Here is a 15,946-nt window from a genome sequence, read left to right as displayed (position 1 = left end):
AAAATGGCAGAATACATTATGGTTATCGGCGCTCATCCCGATGATGAACTATTGGGATCAGCGGGCACCATAAAACGGCTGATCAATGAAGGATATAAAGTAATTTCCATTATTACGGCATTAGGAAGAAAAGAAGAAGCTCATCATATTAAACAATTAGGCGAACGCGCGAATCAAGAGCTTGGAATTGAGAAAGTCATCTTTTTGGAGCATACGAATTTAGAGCTGGAATGTATCCCTCTTCATAAGCTTGTCAAAGAATTAGAGCAGCTCATTCGCGTCTATCAGCCTGATAAAATCTTTACACATCATTACGGCGATATCAATATGGACCACCAGAGAACATTCCAAGCAGTTTTAACAGCCGCCAGACCGCTTCCGAATCAAAAGCCTATCGAACTGCTTACGTTTGAAACGCTATCTTCAAGCGAGTGGGAGAGGAATACGGCTGATAAACTCTTCAAGCCTAATTACTTCGTTAACATCACAGACACAATGGATGCCAAACTCGCGGCGCTTCACCACTATGACGTAGAAATGAGGGATTACCCTCATCCCCGTTCATATGAAGGCGTAAAACATTTAGGAAAAGTCAGAGGGATGACGGCGGGTGTGGAATACGCTGAAGCTTTTGAAGTCGTGCGGAGGATCTGGAAATGATCAAGACATTTTCCGTCCCCTATCCGTATATGGTCCAGACGCTTGACCGCTACTACGGGGTCAAAACGCGCCCGCGAAAAAAGACGGCGGTAAAGACTCAGATGAAAAATGCACATCATATTCCGCGATTATACGGAAAAAAACAGAAGTTATCCATTTTGATTGCCACGTTTTGGGACTACCCGCACACGGGCGGTTTATCAAACTATATTAAAACGCTTAGTGAAGGCCTGAAAAAGAGAGGTCATAAGGTGGATGTCATATCCCCTAATCTGTTTCCGTCCGCACAGGTAAAAGAACTGCGGGCGGATGTTGTTCCGAAATTAAAAGATTTCTTTAGTGACAGATATGGGGATTACAGTGATCATATTTTGAAGAATAATCGGCTGATGTTTATATACGAGCAAATGCTTCAAAAGATTCATCTGGAAAAATATGATGTGTTTCATGCACAAGATTTATTTACAGCCAATATATTAGGCAGATTCAATCAAATCTATAAGAAACCTTTATTTTTTACACCGCATGGCATGTTTACTTTCAACAGACTTAAATTTCACATCTTTAAAAAAGGATCGGTAGAAGAGTTTTATTATAAAAAACTAGAGATGAAAGCCATTGAATACGCAGATCGCCTGATTATTATCAGCGATACGTTCCGCAGCCCGCTCATGAAGCTCGGAGCCGAACAGAAAGACATGACAACGGTGATCACAGGAATCGATTACGATGCAAAAACAGGCGGGAAAAGAAAAACCCCGGTACCGAAAAATAAGATCATCATCTCGTGTATTGCAAGATTAGGCCCGAGAAAAGGTCACAAATATTTACTGGACGCACTTTCGAGAATTCCATCTGATGTACTTGAGCATGTTGAAGTGCTGATCGCGGGCGACGGAGAGATGAGGAGCGCCTTAGAGGAACAGGCTCGAAAACTGAATCTATCTATGGTTTCCTTTTTAGGAAAAAGAGATGATGTTCCCGCTATTTTGAATGTGACGGACATATTCGTACTGCCGACCATTAATGATAGTCTGCCTATTTCGATTATTGAAGCGATGTTCAGCGGCTCGGCTATCATCGCGACCGATTGCGGGGGTATTCCGGATCTGATCCGCCATAACAAAACGGGGCTTATTGTCGAGCCGGGAAATGCAAAGGTTCTTGCCCGGGCTTTAGCGTTTTTTATCACTAACAAATCTGCGCGGAAGATAGCTGCTTCAAACGCAAAGGCCTACGCAGAGAAATATTTAAGCAGTGAGACGATGATAAAAAATATCGAATCGATTTATCAAAATACCAACAGCTCGGAGGGAGATCATGAAACATGAACATGCAGCCGTTGTACTTGATTTCAGTGCAAACGGGATTGGGATCATTCGCAGCCTGGCCCGAAGAGGAATCGATGTTTACGCGTTTGACACGGAGGGACCTTATCGTATCGGAAAATCAAGGTTGGCAGATTGCGGGATATGTCCCAGCCCTTTAACACAAGAGGAAGAACTGCTGACATTTCTGACTGATTTCGGGAAGCGATTCCAAGCAAAGCCGGTTCTGTACGCAGGATCTGATGATTATGCGGGATTTATATCTAAATTCCGCGAGACATTAGCCGGCTTTTTTTTGTTTTTGCTCCCGAGCCGCTCTCTGTTAGAAACGGTCTTAGATAAAAGCAAAGCATATGAATTAGCGGTCAAGCATCACATCCCCTGCCCGAAAACCTTTTTTCCGAACAACCGGGATGAGCTGGAAGAGGCCATCGCCAATATTGACTTCCCGTGTATTTTAAAACCGGTGGCCGGCCATGAATACAGAAAAAAAGTAAACAAAAAAGCAATTGTAATGAAGGATGCCGCACAATTGCGCAAGGAGTTCAGCTCCTACAGAGAAAATGGAGAACTGCTCGTGCAGGAGATCATCCCCGGAGACAACCAGTGTTTTTATAAAGTCGCCACTTTTTATGATGACCAAATGAAATTAATGGGCCTATTCTCTCTGCAAAAGAACCATCAATTCCCTGCAGATTTTGGCGCGGGGGCCCACGTCGTCAGCAAACGGCTTCCTGATTTAATCGAGAAGACCCTGCCGTTTTTTGAAGCGATTCAGCTGAAGGGAGTAGGCATGGCGGAATTTAAAAAGGATCCCCGGGACAATGTTTACAAGTTTATCGAAATTAATCCGCGCTTTTGGCTCAGCCATAGCCTGACAGAACCGGCAGGCGTTCATTTCGTTTACATGTACTATCTGTATTTGACCGGACAACATGTGAAGCCCCAGCTCGAACAAAAAGACGGAATCAACTGGATTTATGAGGTGCGTTATTTCTTAACGTTTTTGAAGAAACGAAAAAGAGGAGAAATGACGTTCCGGGATTTTTGGAAAGGGTGTAAAGGAAAAAAAGAGTACGCTCTTTTTGCTTGGAATGACCCGATGCCATTTATCAGAAACACTTGGTCTCATCTCAAAAACAGCTGGAAACGGAAGCGGAAGGAAGATCGGCATGTATGAAAAGGATCTTTTGTATGGCGCATTTCAAAAACTGAGAATTGACGAAAAACTGTCGTATTCGTTCGGTGAAAGGGCTGCGGTGAATCCGGATGACATCACATGCCTGAAATCGACGGACAGAAGCGCCATTTATAAACTGTTTGTAAAGAAAAAATCCGGAACTGTTCCGCTGATATTGAAGGTATATAAATCTTCCCGTGAAAAAAATAAGGTCGAGATTAATATATACGGGAAAGCCCGTTCCGTTTTAGGGGATTTGCTGCCGGACATCTATCTTATAGAAGAAAGTGACCATGAAACGTGGATATTTATGGAGTTTGTCAGCCAGATCAGGGGACAGCTTACATTTCACCCGAAGCATTTCAAGTATATTATTCCGTCTGTCGCAGAATTGCACAGCCGCACCTTTGAAAACAAGAATATTTCTGACGGTAAATGGCGGTCGTGGCTGCCGGTATATGAATCGGAAACCATGAGAAAAGGGCGTAAAAAGCAGATCAAAAAGACAGCGGAATTATTGGATAGGGCTCTTAAAGATGAGCGCACAAAAGATATCGTGAAGCCTCATTATCGGCAAATCACGAACTTGCTGGAGCAGGAGGAGCCGGATTTTTTCCCTGAATTGATACAAAACGGCTCAGCCATCACACACGGTGATCTTCATATGCAGAATATCTGCACCCACGATGCGTCCGGACATGAACCGTGGGATATTCAATTCATCGATTGGGAATCCGCAAAATACGCGCCGGTTTGGTTTGATATGACGGTGCTGGTTGAAATTCTGCTTGGCTTCAGAAAAGATTGGAGCCGGCACGCAGAAGATATTCGGACGTATTGCGTAAAAGTGTATACGAAAGAAATGAAAAAGCGGGGCATTCATTTTCAGACCCCTCCTATGACGCTTTATAAAATGGCTTATTTGCAGAGAACACTTGAGAAAGGGCTTCATACCCAATTGCGGAGAATCTTCGACAATCGGGGAGGGGAACTGCTGCCGTATCATGTTGACAAAGTGTCAAAATGGGGACGGGAATTAGGATTATAAGTTTGAGAGAGGGGGAGCGGATGTGAAAGAAGAGATCGGCAAGCCGAACGGTCTGGTGCCTCTAGCCTTATTGCGCGTCATGGATCAATTTTACGGGATCGAATATCAAGGTGAGCCAGAGATGCTGTATTCGTTCTGTGCGGAAGGAAAAAGCTCCCCCAAACGAAAAAAGCCATTGCGTATTCTGTACGCAACCTTTCTCCGTTACCCGAATGTCGGAGGGTTGGCGAGTTATATCACATCAATTAAGACGGGTTTTGAGCGCATCGGTCATCAGGCGGATGTCATCTCGCCGCTCCAAATGCCGCCAATTTTTTTTCAGGAAGATATCCCGCGGGCCGCTGACGAGATCAGAGCGTTTCTTGTTGGCAGATACGGCGCCGTAAACGAAAAGTTTGTGAAGAATCTCAGCTATTTACATGTCTTTCAAAGATTTTTGAAGGAGAAAGACTTAGAACAATATGACCTGTTTCACGCGCAGGATTTATTTGCGGTATTTTTGCTGGGATACCTTAATCAAACGTACCAGCGTCCTCTTTTTTTCACGCCGCACGGACATTTTACGAAAAGCCGGATGAAGTTTCATAAAATCCAAAAGGGTTCAATAGAAGAGGCATATTTCAGTGAAATAGAAAGGCAGGGTATTCGGGCTTCGGATAAAATCATTACAATCAGCGACTCCTTTCACGAGCCCTTGCTGGAGTACGGAGCGAAGGAGGCCCAGCTGAAGACTGTTCATACCGGTATTCACATTCAGGGTGCCCCTGAGTCAAAACGTGCTGAAAAGCTCGTGATCGCGTGCGTTTCCCGTCTGACCGAGCGAAAAGGACATGATGTGCTGCTGGACGCTCTCGCCCGCATCCGGCACCATTTATCCGGAGTTGATATATGGATCATCGGAGACGGAAACATGAGAGGGTTTCTGGAAGAGAAGAGACGGAAACTGGGCCTCTCAAATGTGTTTTTCCTCGGAAAACGACGTGATGTGCCGGCGCTTTTGGCTGAATCATCTATATTTGTCCTGCCGACATTGAATGATAATTTCCCTATAGCGATCATCGAAGCGATGTTCTCAGGTCAAGCCATTGTCGCAACTGACTGCGGAGGAATCCCTGAGATGATCCGGCATGAGGCCACAGGGCTTATTTGTCAGCCCGGCAACAGCCGCGAACTTGCTGATGCTCTCGTAATGCTGATTACGGATCAGTCTCTCAGGGAACGGCTTGGAAAAGAAGCGCGCTCCTATGCCGGCCGGCATCTGCGTCAGGAACTGATGGTTTCAAAAATAGAAAGTATTTATCAATCATTTTTCTGAATGATACCGGCGCCGCATGGCAGGTGCTTCAAGAGCAAAATAAAGAGGCCGGCGTTTAACTATCCAGCCTCTTTCCGAACTATTTTTTCATCTCATACAGAGTCTGCTGACTTTGTCCGCCCGGGCCGCCTGTCATTCCTTGCCGGGCTGAGCTTGTTTTTCCGGTGCTGTATTGGTCAGCTGAGATTTTTGTGCCGTTCTTTTTCATCCATGAGACAAGCTTTGTGTTGCCTGAATTGTTTCCGGATAATAAGAAATATTTCACTTTTCCTTCGTCAACAAGTTTTTTCAGCTGTGAGACGGTTAAAATCGGATCGGTTCCGTTCAAAGAATGTTTTGCCAAAATTTTCTTCACAAAAAAAGAGGCGGAAAGCCATCGCTTCCGCCTCCCGCACATATATATGAGAGAGCAGCCTTTATTTGTGATCGTTCTCTTTTTGGACTTCAGCTAATTTGGCAAGCAGAATGTGCTGAGGCATGTGCATGATTCTCTCAAGCGGCATATTCAGTGATTCTGCGAGCTTTTGCGCCGTTTCGGCGGAAATTTGCAGCGGATTCATGTGATCACTCCTTCCGTTTCTTTATTGTACTAAAATCAGAAATCTATCGTAAGAGGATATGACAAAGGAATGGAGGTTTGAAAAGCGGGGCTTTATAACAGAATGGGGGAGGTTTTTTATGCAATCGCCATTGATGTTATTACAGCTGAAGCTGGCTGATTATCAGAAAAAAGCCGCAGAACTGCGGACAATTGACGAATTTATTATACTGAAACAGACATTGCAGGACATGATGAAAGTATTCGCCGCCTGTGAAGAATGGGAGCTGTATCAAAAAACGGCCGATCTCATGGCGCAGACGGTGCTGCACATCCGTTTCATCGAATAAGAAAAGCCCTCGCTCGGGCGAAGGCTTTTCTTAAAAGGACCGTTCTTCTTCAATGTTTTTATGCTGATCATAAATGACAAGCTTAGACGGGCTGTTCTCTTTAGCCGTCTGCTCCGCTTTCTCGATCGCCGCGTCCTTTGATGTATAAAGAGCCGTCGGCGCCACATTTTCAACCTTCACAAACCATCCGTCCGCATCAACATTGGGTGTTACTGCATATGTTTTCATCCTTCTTACCTCCTGGTTTCGATTTATTTATTTGTTTCCCAGCATTCGGAATGGTGAAACACGCAGCCGCTGTCTGACAAATACAGGGAAAGTGATGTTTTTCTATTCTTTTTCTTGAGAAATGGTAAAATGGAGTTTGGATATTTTTTAAGGAGAGGACGGTGCTTAGCATGACAGACCTTCTGAATGATCGGCTGCCGCCGCAAAACATAGAAGCTGAGCAGGCCGTGTTAGGTGCTGTTTTTTTACAGCCGTCTGCGTTAACACTGGCTTCTGAAGTGTTGATTCCGGATGATTTCTACAGAATGTCACACCAAAAAATTTACAATGCCATGCTCGTGCTCGGAGACCGCGGTGAACCGGTTGATTTGGTCACGGTAACGTCAGAGCTTGCGAATACCGATTTGTTAGAAGAGGTGGGAGGCGTCTCTTACCTGACGGACATCGCGAATTCGGTTCCGACAGCGGCTAATATAGAATATTACGCGAAAATCGTTGAGGAAAAATCCATTCTCCGCCGTTTAATCAGAACGGCGACCTCAATCGCTCAAGACGGGTATACGCGCGAGGATGAAGTTGAAGATTTATTAAGCGATGCGGAAAAAACGATTATGGAGGTCGCGCAGCGAAAAAATTCGGGCGCCTTCCAAAATATCAAAGACGTGCTTGTGCAAACATACGACAACATTGAGCAGCTTCACAACCGGAAAGGCGATATTACCGGGATTCCGACTGGTTTTATTGAGCTTGACCGGATGACGGCGGGGTTTCAGCGGAATGATTTGATCATTGTCGCGGCCCGTCCGTCTGTGGGGAAAACGGCATTCGCCTTAAATATTGCGCAAAACGTGGCCACCAAAACGGATGAGAGCGTCGCGATATTCAGTCTTGAGATGGGTGCCGAGCAGCTTGTCATGCGTATGCTCTGCGCTGAAGGGAATATTAATGCCCAAAATCTCAGAACGGGAAATCTGACGGAAGAAGATTGGGGCAAGCTGACGATGGCGATGGGAAGCCTGTCAAACAGCGGTATCTTTATAGATGACACCCCCGGCATCCGCGTCAGCGAAATCCGTTCAAAATGCCGCAGACTGAAGCAGGAGAACGGATTGGGCATGATTTTAATTGACTACTTGCAGCTCATTCAGGGAAGCGGCCGTTCAAGCGACAACCGCCAGCAAGAGGTATCGGAAATTTCACGGGCGCTAAAAGCGCTGGCGCGGGAGCTTGAAGTCCCGGTCATCGCCCTGTCTCAGCTCTCCCGGGGTGTTGAGCAGCGGCAGGATAAACGTCCGATGATGTCAGATATCCGTGAGTCGGGAAGTATTGAGCAGGATGCCGACATCGTCGCCTTCCTGTATCGTGATGATTACTATGATAAAGAATCCGAAAACAAAAACATCATCGAAATCATTATTGCCAAACAGCGTAACGGCCCGGTGGGCACCGTCTCACTGGCTTTTGTGAAAGAATACAATAAGTTCGTAAACCTGGAAAGGCGCTTTGATGACGGCGGTGTTCCGGCAGGTGCGTAAAGCCTCAAGCAATGTCTTGAGGCTTTTTTTCAACCGAAAGAATGAAAGAATGCCGTCCGTTCGGCAGACGAAAAAAGGAAAGCGCTTTTATATAATGGCATTAAGGGAGGGATGATGATGGCAATTGAATTTCCGCAATTTCAAGCGGCGCAAATCCGGATTGCCCGGCCGACCGGACAGCTCAAAGAAATCATCAGGTTTTATGAAGAGGGACTCGGGCTGAAGAGGGTCGGCAGTTTTTCCGGACATGAGGGCTACAGCGGCGTCATGTTCGGCCTGTCCCATACGCAATATCACTTAGAATTCACCGAAGAAACCGGCGCGTCTCAGCCGGCGCCCGTTCCGCACGGCGACAGCCTGCTTGTCTTTTACATCCAGGATCAGCAGGAGGTCATCCGCATCAGCACGAAATTAAAGCAGATGGGATATGAGGAGAAAGCACCCGAAAACCCGTACTGGGAAGAAAAAGGCGTGACCATCGAAGATCCTGACGGCTGGCGGGTTGTCCTGATGAATACAAGCGGCATATAAGTGACTGTCTGAAGAACCCTGATTACGGGCTCTTTTTCTTGTTAAAGCATGAAAGTTTCGGGAGTAATAGATAGCAAAAGAAAGAGAAAACGCTTTTAATCATGTTTAAGGCGAACAAATATAGATTGATAAGATTTAAATGTTCGGATTTACGATTGACTTTCTGTTTCGGCACTGATACACTTAATTTGTTTGAATGAGATATCGTTTTGAAAGGTTAACGGAGGTGCACGGATATATGTCTTCAGTAGTCGTAGTAGGTACGCAGTGGGGCGATGAAGGAAAAGGTAAAATTACAGATTTCCTATCAGAAAATGCAGAAGTGATCGCACGTTATCAAGGCGGAAACAATGCAGGACATACCATCAAGTTTGATGGCGTCACGTACAAGCTTCATTTAATCCCATCAGGAATTTTTTATAAAGAAAAAGCGTGTGTCATCGGGAACGGAATGGTTGTTGATCCGAAAGCGCTCATAACGGAGCTTGCGTATCTTCATGAACGCAATGTGAGCACGGATAACTTGAGAATCAGCAACAGAGCCCACGTCATTCTTCCATACCATCTGAAACTGGATGAAGTAGAGGAAGAACGCAAAGGGGCCAATAAGATCGGCACAACGAAAAAAGGCATCGGACCTGCTTATATGGACAAAGCGGCGCGGATCGGCATCCGGATCGCAGACCTGCTAGATCGTGACGTGTTTGCAGAAAAGCTTGAACGGAACCTTGAAGAGAAAAACCGTCTGCTTGAAAAAATGTATGAAACGGAAGGCTTCAAAATTGAAGATATTCTGGATGAGTATTATGAATACGGCCAGCAGATTAAAAAGTATGTATGCGATACATCCGTCGTATTAAATGACGCGCTGGATGAAGGCCGCCGCGTTTTATTTGAAGGCGCTCAAGGGGTTATGCTTGATATCGACCAAGGGACATACCCGTTTGTCACTTCATCCAACCCGGTCGCCGGAGGGGTGACGATCGGTTCAGGCGTAGGCCCGACAAAAATCCAGCACGTCGTCGGTGTATCTAAAGCGTACACAACCCGTGTCGGTGACGGTCCTTTCCCGACTGAGCTGAAAGATGAAATCGGGGATCAAATCCGTGAAGTCGGACGCGAATACGGCACAACGACAGGCCGTCCGCGCCGTGTCGGCTGGTTTGACAGCGTTGTTGTCCGCCATGCCCGCCGCGTCAGCGGAATCACAGATCTTTCTCTGAACTCAATCGATGTGCTGACTGGCATTGAAACATTGAAAATCTGTGTCGCTTACCGCTACAAAGGTGAAGTGATTGAAGAATTCCCGGCAAGTCTGAAAGCTCTCGCAGAGTGTGAACCGGTATATGAAGAAATGCCTGGCTGGACGGAAGATATCACAGGCGCAAAAACATTAAGCGATCTTCCTGAAAATGCGCGCCATTATCTGGAACGCGTATCTCAGCTGACAGGTATTCCGCTTTCTATTTTCTCTGTCGGTCCCGACCGTTCACAAACGAACGTCATCCGCAGTGTATACCGCGCTAACTAAGAATTTGCAGCAAACAAGCCTCCGGTCACGGAGGCTTGTTTTTTTATGCAGGAAAAAAATAATAGATTTTTTTCAAAAAAGTAGTTGCCACTTTCGAATGTTCTATGATATTATAAATCTCGTTGTTACGGAACAGCTTCAATAGAGTACTGCAAGAAAGCTTTTGTCTGAATGCTCTATGATACATAATCCGACACATCAGGAGCCATTAGCTCAGTTGGTAGAGCATCTGACTTTTAATCAGAGGGTCGAAGGTTCGAGTCCTTCATGGCTCACCACTTTTTATGGCCCGTTGGTCAAGCGGTTAAGACACCGCCCTTTCACGGCGGTAACACGGGTTCGAATCCCGTACGGGTCATTGATTTACTTTAGCGTTATTGCTAACTCCTTATTTGTCCTCGGAGGGCCGCCACGATACGGCTCTCCGGACAAATTACTGTAAGGTCCGGTAGTTCAGTTGGTTAGAATGCCTGCCTGTCACGCAGGAGGTCGCGGGTTCGAGTCCCGTCCGGACCGCCATTTTACTTTACTTTATAGTATAGAAAAGAAACATCTGGCTCGGTAGCTCAGTTGGTAGAGCAACGGACTGAAAATCCGTGTGTCGGCGGTTCGATTCCGTCTCGAGCCACTTACCCAAACGCATCTGCAATAGTAGGTGCGTTTTTTCTTTTGTTATAAAAAAAGGGAGAGCCGGCTTTTCAGCCGGCCCAGAAGAAGACGTCAAACACTAGACGGCGTTTTTTTTCGTGAGGTTTCAAAAAAATATTATTTTTTAAAAGAAAATAAAAAACATGACAAAAGGATGGCAGTTCAATACGTTTTTGCGCTGTTCTCTTTAATTTTTTTATCTTTTGACCTGAAACCGTTATAATAGACGGGGAACGTTTTTCACGATCCGAATTGTGATCATCATGAAACATCAATAGATGAAATGAAGTCATTCTGGCAGGAGGAAAATCAAGATGATGGATAAGAAAATCCTTGTAGTCGATGATGAAAAACCGATTGCAGATATATTAGAGTTTAATTTAAGAAAAGAAGGCTATGACGTGCATTGTGCGTACGACGGAAACGAAGCCGTGGAAATGGTGGAGGAGCTTCAGCCTGATTTAATTCTTTTAGATATTATGCTTCCGAATAAAGACGGAGTTGAAGTGTGCCGGGAAGTCCGGAAAAAATATGATATGCCGATTATTATGCTGACGGCAAAAGACTCGGAGATTGACAAGGTCATCGGGCTTGAAATCGGAGCGGATGACTATGTCACGAAGCCTTTCAGCACGCGTGAGCTTCTGGCCCGCGTCAAAGCGAACCTGCGCCGCCAGCTTACGGTTGCGCCGGCTGAGGAAGAATCAGCTTCTAATGACATTCATATCGGTTCTCTCGTCATCTTCCCTGACGCTTATGTCGTATCAAAAAGAGAAGAAACGATCGAGCTGACTCATCGTGAGTTTGAATTGCTTCATTACTTAGCCAAACATATCGGACAGGTTATGACGCGTGAGCATCTGCTGCAGACTGTGTGGGGCTATGACTATTTCGGTGATGTGAGAACGGTGGATGTAACAGTGCGCCGTCTCCGTGAGAAAATCGAGGATAATCCGAGCCATCCGAACTGGATCGTCACAAGACGGGGTGTCGGTTATTACTTGAGAAACCCTGAACAGGACTAACCGGCGATGAATAAGGTTGGTTTTTTTCGGTCGATTCAGTTTAAGATCACGCTGATCTATGTGCTTCTCATTATCATCGCCATGCAGATTATCGGTGTGTACTTTGTGAAACAGGTGGAGAATTCTCTTCTCAAATCCTATGAATTATCGTTAAATCAGCGGATTGACAATCTATCCTATTATATTGAGCAGGAATATAAAGGAGATAATGACAGCACCGTCATTAAAGATGACGTCAAACGGATTTTGAATGATTTTACGAAGAATAATGAAATACGGGAAATTACATTTGTTGATAAAAGCTATGAGGTCGTCGGTTCTTCGAGGCCTTATGGCGAGGAAATAGCGGGGAAACAGACGACTGACCCGATTTTTAAACGGATTTTCTCAACAAAACAGGCCTATTCAAAAAAATATTATGATCCTAAAAGTAAAAACAGAGTGCTGATTTCAGCAAAACCTGTCGTCACAGAGAATCAGGAAGTTGTCGGCGCGATTTATGTCGTGGCCAGTATGGAAGATACCTTTAACCAGATGAAAACCGTCAACTCGATTCTTGCTTCAGGAACAGGCTTAGCCCTTGTTCTGACGGCTCTTCTCGGTATATTTCTCGCCCGCACCATTACCCATCCGCTGTCAGATATGCGTAAGCAGGCGATGGAACTGGCAAAAGGGAATTTCTCCAGAAAGGTGCGGAAATACGGGCATGATGAAATCGGTCAGCTCGCAACGACGTTCAACCATCTGACGAGAGAGCTTGAAGATGCCCAAGCCATGACGGAAGGGGAGAGAAGAAAGCTTTCTTCCGTTATCGCGTATATGACGGACGGCGTCATCGCAACGAATCGCAATGGAGCTATTATTCTTTTAAACAGCCCTGCGCTTGAGCTGCTGAATGTTTCACGTGAAACGGCTTTAGAGATGCCGATTACGTCTTTATTAGGCATAAAAGAGAACTTTACATTTGAGGATTTAGTAGAACAGCAGGATTCAATGCTGCTGGAGATCGAACGTGACGATGAAACGACTGTACTGCGGGTGAATTTTTCCGTTATTCAGAGAGAGCACGGAAAAATCGACGGTTTAATCGCGGTTCTTTATGATGTCACCGAACAGGAAAAACTCGATCGGGAACGCAGAGAGTTCGTTGCCAACGTGTCTCATGAGCTGAGGACACCGCTGACGACCATGCGAAGCTATTTAGAGGCGCTTGCGGAAGGCGCGTGGGAAAACAAAGATATCGCTCCGCGTTTCCTAATGGTGACCCAAAATGAGACTGAGCGCATGATCAGATTGGTGAACGACCTGCTTCAGCTTTCTAAATTCGACAGCAAAGATTATCAGTTTAATCGAGAGTGGATTCATATGATCCGCTTTATGTCACTGATTATCGATCGTTTTGAAATGACAAAAGAACAGCATGTCGAATTTATCCGCGAGCTGCCGGACAGAAATCTGTACGTGGAGATTGATCAGGATAAAGTGACGCAGGTTCTCGATAATATCATTTCTAACGCACTGAAATACTCACCGGAAGGCGGACATGTCACTTTCTCAGTCGATGTGAATGAGAAAGAAGAGCTGCTTTATATCAGCGTAAAAGATGAAGGTATCGGCATTCCGAAAAAAGATGTGGAAAAAGTTTTTGACCGTTTCTACAGAGTGGATAAAGCGCGCACGAGAAAACTCGGCGGCACCGGACTCGGCCTTGCGATTGCAAAAGAGATGGTTCAGGCGCACGGCGGAGACATTTGGGCCGACAGTGTAGAAGGCAAAGGAACGAAGATTACATTTACTCTTCCATATAAAGAAGAGCAAGAGGATGATTGGGATGAGGCGTGAAAATATAAAAACAGTCATACTGTCAGTGCTGGTCGTCATTAGTCTTGTTTTAACATGGGGAATTTGGACATTCCAGCCCAATTTTTCAGAAGGCACGGCCTCAACCAAATCGACTGTCCGGGAAAAGCATAAAATTGATAAAACGAGCCAAAAAGTGTCGCAAACGGTAAAACCCCGGGATATGTTTATTCATACAAACGGCTCTCATTATAAAGTGGATGATGAGACGCTCTTTAATGACCTGTGGGCGGATTTGCCGCAATGGGAAGTAAAAGGGATGAAGGATATTTCCGATCAATACGACAAGCTCGGTTTTAAAAATTGGCTTTACGGCAGAAACGGCAATTCGGCAAAGCTCGATCTGCAATTCAATGACACCATTCCGATTGATTTTTTCCAAACGATGTTTAAATGGTCGAATCCATCAATGGAATACAGCTCATTTGACCATATTGTCATTCCGTTTAATGAGAATAAGACAAATAAGAAGATTTACATGGTCTCATACAGCAAGCAGCTGATTTTGGAAGTGACTGTGGAATCGGCGAATTACCGCAATCTGATGAATGAGCTGTACAGCAAAAAGTCGAGTATGCCGTTATACCACCTCTATTCGGTCGGAAAAAGCAAAGAATTTCTCATGCCGAATGCGCGGTTTAATATGAAGGAAAAAGAATTTATCACTGAAACCATTAAGACGAACCTGTTTAAGCAGACGCTTTTTAATGATCCGAGCACGGTCAGAGAAGACCCGAATTACAATCGGAATGTGCTGACTGACGGAATCAGCCGTCTGGAAATCAATTCGACACAGCGGCAGATTCAATTCCAGCATCGGAACCTGGCACAAAGCGCTTCTTATCAAACAGGGGAGCTGATTAAGAAAAGCTATAAATATTTAGAGGATACGGGAAGCTGGACGGATCATTATCAATTTTTCAATGTGAGTGATAACCAGCAGCTGAGTTTCTACATGTTTAAAGACCAAATGCCTGTGATCAACAGCACGTCTAAGCCTTTCGGATCCGGACCTGTTTTGACCCTGCAATGGGCCAATGACGAGGTTCTCAGCTACAAGCGGCCGAACTATGTTCTCGGACCGAATCCGATTAAAACAAAAGACGTAAAAATGATGAACGGCAATGAGGTTGTGTCTCTGCTGGAGCAGCAGGATAAATACGACGTGAATAAAATCGACCAGATCTTCCTGTCCTATCAAATGGTCTCTTCATCAACGAATGATCTCGTTGAACTGGAACCCCTCTGGAGTATGAAAATCAACGGGAAGATCGTCCCGATTACGAAAGATCTGCTGGGGAAGGAGGAGGACGATAATGGAGTGGAATAAGACAAAAACGATCTTCATCATTGCCTTCCTCATCCTCGATATTTTTCTCGGCTATCAGTTTTTTGAAAAACGCTCGAGCAGTGAATACGAAGTGATTAAAAATTCAAATGTGGAAAAAGACATGGAGATGGATCATATCACTTTCGGCAACCTGTCTTCTGATTCCGCGACGGGCTACCGGCTGACGGCGGGCCAAAAGGTATTTACCGCTGAAGATATTGATGCTTTGAAAGATCAAAAGCCTTTAATGGAGATGCCGGAGGATGATCACAAGGTTACCACACTGAAAATGAAATTTACCGATCCGGTCGGTTTATCGAAGCAAAAACCGCAGGAGGATGCGGAATCGCTCGTCAGCTCTAAAATAACCGGCGGTGAAAAATATAAACTGTGGAAAGTCGACAAGGATAAAAAACAGATCATTTTTTACCAGATGTATGACGGCCAGTTTATTTATCAGGATTTTGACTCGTCCACGGATGCGATCGGACAGGTGATTCTGCATCTGAACGATAAAAACGAGGTCGTATCTTACGAGCAGACCATGCTGGAGTCATTCAAGCGAATCCAGACGGAGAGCCTGATTCCTGAGCTTGATGCGGTCGAATTATTGTATTCTCAAAATTACTTAAAAGCGAATTGCGCCGTTAAAAGCGTTAAGTTCGGCTATATTGCCCAATATCCGCTGACAAGTACGCAGGTGCTGGCGCCGGTATGGAGAATTACAATTGAAGATAAGTCAAAAGGGACGAAGAAAAAGACACAGCAAACGTACACTGTGAATGCATTGGAAAGCACAGTCATTGATAACAATCAAAATAAATAATGGAGTGAGACAC

16 protein-coding genes and 4 tRNA genes are annotated in these 15,946 nt (G+C 45.1%); 17 read left to right on the top strand and 3 right to left on the bottom strand.

Annotated elements, in window-relative coordinates:
- Nucleotides 1-3: 3 nt before the first annotated feature.
- Genes NYE62_RS20530 through NYE62_RS20510 form a run of 5 tightly spaced genes read left to right on the top strand, consistent with a single transcriptional unit; the run spans nucleotide 4 to nucleotide 5,531 of the window.
- A complete protein-coding gene (locus NYE62_RS20530) occupies nucleotides 4-660 on the top strand; it encodes a PIG-L deacetylase family protein (RefSeq protein WP_032866867.1) in 657 nt (218 codons plus the stop codon).
- Entirely contained in the window at nucleotides 657-1,991 is a 1,335-nt protein-coding gene (locus NYE62_RS20525) for a glycosyltransferase family 4 protein (protein WP_095352482.1), read from the top strand. The genes NYE62_RS20530 and NYE62_RS20525 overlap by 4 nt, the downstream gene beginning before the upstream one ends.
- Nucleotides 1,981-3,168, top strand: coding sequence for an ATP-grasp protein (locus NYE62_RS20520; protein ID WP_015418621.1), 1,188 nt, complete (start codon nucleotides 1,981-1,983; stop codon nucleotides 3,166-3,168). The genes NYE62_RS20525 and NYE62_RS20520 overlap by 11 nt, the downstream gene beginning before the upstream one ends.
- Nucleotides 3,161-4,216: a phosphotransferase gene (locus NYE62_RS20515; RefSeq protein WP_007407905.1), complete on the top strand. Its 1,056-nt coding sequence runs from the start codon at nucleotides 3,161-3,163 to the stop codon at nucleotides 4,214-4,216. The genes NYE62_RS20520 and NYE62_RS20515 overlap by 8 nt, the downstream gene beginning before the upstream one ends.
- Nucleotides 4,217-4,238: 22 nt before the next feature.
- Nucleotides 4,239-5,531 (top strand): glycosyltransferase family 4 protein, encoded by a 1,293-nt coding sequence (locus NYE62_RS20510; protein WP_342497169.1) that lies wholly within the window; start codon nucleotides 4,239-4,241, stop codon nucleotides 5,529-5,531.
- A 79-nt stretch (nucleotides 5,532-5,610) separates the two neighbouring features.
- On the opposite strand, the gene NYE62_RS20505 is transcribed toward NYE62_RS20510, so the two are convergent.
- Both NYE62_RS20505 and NYE62_RS20500 read right to left on the bottom strand, forming a co-directional pair.
- Nucleotides 5,611-5,874 (bottom strand): hypothetical protein, encoded by a 264-nt coding sequence (locus tag NYE62_RS20505; RefSeq protein ID WP_032866862.1) that lies wholly within the window; start codon nucleotides 5,872-5,874, stop codon nucleotides 5,611-5,613.
- 73 nt (nucleotides 5,875-5,947) lie between these two features.
- Complete coding sequence (locus NYE62_RS20500) at nucleotides 5,948-6,091, bottom strand: YycC family protein (protein WP_253620464.1); 144 nt, start codon at nucleotides 6,089-6,091, stop codon at nucleotides 5,948-5,950.
- 118 nt (nucleotides 6,092-6,209) lie between these two features.
- Between NYE62_RS20500 and NYE62_RS20495 the strand changes: the two genes are divergently transcribed.
- Nucleotides 6,210-6,419: a hypothetical protein gene (locus NYE62_RS20495; protein ID WP_015418617.1), complete on the top strand. Its 210-nt coding sequence runs from the start codon at nucleotides 6,210-6,212 to the stop codon at nucleotides 6,417-6,419.
- Nucleotides 6,420-6,449: 30 nt separating this feature from the next.
- Here NYE62_RS20495 and NYE62_RS20490 read toward each other — a convergent pair whose 3' ends face one another.
- Complete coding sequence (locus NYE62_RS20490; RefSeq protein WP_015418616.1) at nucleotides 6,450-6,647, bottom strand: DUF2188 domain-containing protein; 198 nt, start codon at nucleotides 6,645-6,647, stop codon at nucleotides 6,450-6,452.
- Nucleotides 6,648-6,817: 170 nt separating this feature from the next.
- Here NYE62_RS20490 and dnaB point away from each other — a divergent pair, with 170 nt between their 5' ends.
- The 11 genes from dnaB (at nucleotide 6,818) to yycI (ending at nucleotide 15,933) form a co-directional block, all read left to right on the top strand.
- A complete protein-coding gene (dnaB, locus tag NYE62_RS20485) occupies nucleotides 6,818-8,182 on the top strand; it encodes a replicative DNA helicase (RefSeq protein ID WP_004393100.1) in 1,365 nt (454 codons plus the stop codon).
- 117 nt (nucleotides 8,183-8,299) lie between these two features.
- Nucleotides 8,300-8,713 carry a VOC family protein gene (locus tag NYE62_RS20480; protein ID WP_342497168.1) on the top strand — a complete coding sequence of 138 codons (414 nt, stop codon included), beginning with the start codon at nucleotides 8,300-8,302 and terminating at the stop codon, nucleotides 8,711-8,713.
- 238 nt (nucleotides 8,714-8,951) lie between these two features.
- Complete coding sequence (gene purA / locus NYE62_RS20475; protein WP_012118894.1) at nucleotides 8,952-10,244, top strand: adenylosuccinate synthase; 1,293 nt, start codon at nucleotides 8,952-8,954, stop codon at nucleotides 10,242-10,244.
- Nucleotides 10,245-10,446: 202 nt separating this feature from the next.
- A tRNA-Lys gene (locus NYE62_RS20470) sits at nucleotides 10,447-10,522 on the top strand.
- Between the two features lie 8 nt (nucleotides 10,523-10,530).
- Nucleotides 10,531-10,602: transfer RNA gene (locus NYE62_RS20465), tRNA-Glu, on the top strand.
- 84 nt (nucleotides 10,603-10,686) lie between these two features.
- Nucleotides 10,687-10,763, top strand: a tRNA-Asp gene (locus NYE62_RS20460).
- Nucleotides 10,764-10,799: 36 nt separating this feature from the next.
- Nucleotides 10,800-10,872, top strand: a tRNA-Phe gene (locus NYE62_RS20455).
- 337 nt (nucleotides 10,873-11,209) lie between these two features.
- Nucleotides 11,210-11,917: a cell wall metabolism DNA-binding response regulator WalR gene (walR, locus tag NYE62_RS20450; protein ID WP_004393104.1), complete on the top strand. Its 708-nt coding sequence runs from the start codon at nucleotides 11,210-11,212 to the stop codon at nucleotides 11,915-11,917.
- 6 nt (nucleotides 11,918-11,923) lie between these two features.
- Nucleotides 11,924-13,759 carry a cell wall metabolism sensor histidine kinase WalK gene (gene walK / locus NYE62_RS20445; protein ID WP_004393106.1) on the top strand — a complete coding sequence of 612 codons (1,836 nt, stop codon included), beginning with the start codon at nucleotides 11,924-11,926 and terminating at the stop codon, nucleotides 13,757-13,759.
- Nucleotides 13,749-15,107, top strand: a complete 1,359-nt coding sequence (gene yycH, locus NYE62_RS20440; protein ID WP_342497167.1) for a two-component system activity regulator YycH — start codon at nucleotides 13,749-13,751, stop codon at nucleotides 15,105-15,107. The genes walK and yycH overlap by 11 nt, the downstream gene beginning before the upstream one ends.
- Nucleotides 15,094-15,933: a two-component system regulatory protein YycI gene (yycI, locus tag NYE62_RS20435; RefSeq protein ID WP_080130850.1), complete on the top strand. Its 840-nt coding sequence runs from the start codon at nucleotides 15,094-15,096 to the stop codon at nucleotides 15,931-15,933. Before yycH ends, yycI begins: the two co-directional genes overlap by 14 nt.
- Nucleotides 15,934-15,946 lie beyond the last annotated feature (13 nt).

It is taken from the genome of Bacillus sp. FSL K6-2861, assembly GCF_038630725.1.
Taxonomy (GTDB): Bacteria; Bacillota; Bacilli; order Bacillales; family Bacillaceae; genus Bacillus; species Bacillus velezensis.
The sequence above is the reverse complement of the archived record's forward strand: the minus strand, read 5'-3'. Positions and strand labels throughout refer to the sequence as shown.